The organism is Pannonibacter sp. CBAS1226 (genome assembly GCF_055685825.1).
On sequence record NZ_JBVOUO010000035.1, the window covers coordinates 1 to 831 of the forward strand.

1 protein-coding gene is annotated in these 831 nt (G+C 54.6%); it reads right to left on the reverse strand.

Going from position 1 to position 831, the window contains the following annotated elements; translation table 11 throughout:
- A partial coding sequence (locus AC0CMF_RS25240) for an IS6 family transposase (protein WP_472482579.1) occupies positions 1 to 748 on the reverse strand: 748 nt, incomplete at its 3' end.
- Positions 749 to 831 lie beyond the last annotated feature (83 nt).

Here is an 831-nt window from a genome sequence, read left to right on the forward strand (position 1 = left end):
CTTTGTTAATCTTTTGCAGTCCGAAGAGGCGCGCAAGAAAATCGTTCTGATCGTTGACAGTCCAACCGCCGGAAAAGCTGAAGCCTTTCCTCAACCACAGCATTGCCTCGAAACCCGCGATGGTTCGCCGCGCCGTGTTGAAGGATTGGAAGCCACCGATCTTTGGCATGTTCTTCTTTACCCGGAAATGGTCACTTTCGATGCCTTGCTGGAGGTGCTTGGTGACATAGTGGACGGGATCGGGATGGAGGAGCCCATCATCAACCGACATTTTGATCGTTGACGGGAAGGTGTTGGCCCCGTCGGTCCCGATCCTGGTCGGCGACAACAAGGGTTCGTCTTTGAGCATCTTGCGGAAAAACCGCTTGGCGGCGGCGAGATCGCGCTTAGCGGTCAACAGGAAATCTACCGGATTGCCATGCTTGTCGATGGCTCGGTACAGATAGCGCCATTTGCCGCGGATCTTGACGTACGTCTCATCGATTCTGACCGAGCCGCAATGGGGGCGCCTAAACTGCCGAAGCCGTTTTTCGATCATCGGCGCATAGGCCAATACCCAGCGGTTGACCGTGCTATGATCGACCTCAAAGCCCCGCTCGCGAAACATCTCTTCCAAGTCACGATAGCTGAGCGGGTAGCGCAAGTACCAGGCAACCGCCTGTACAATCAACCAGGCCTCGAAATGCCTGCCTTTGAAGTCATCCTTTGATTGGCGCTTCAGCTTCTCGGCAATAGCATTCAGAATCATGGGCTCGCTCCGCAACTTTCGGAGCGGCAAATTCCATGCCTATGGTCAACATACGGTTAAGCCCGAAAGTTTGCGACAAGCCC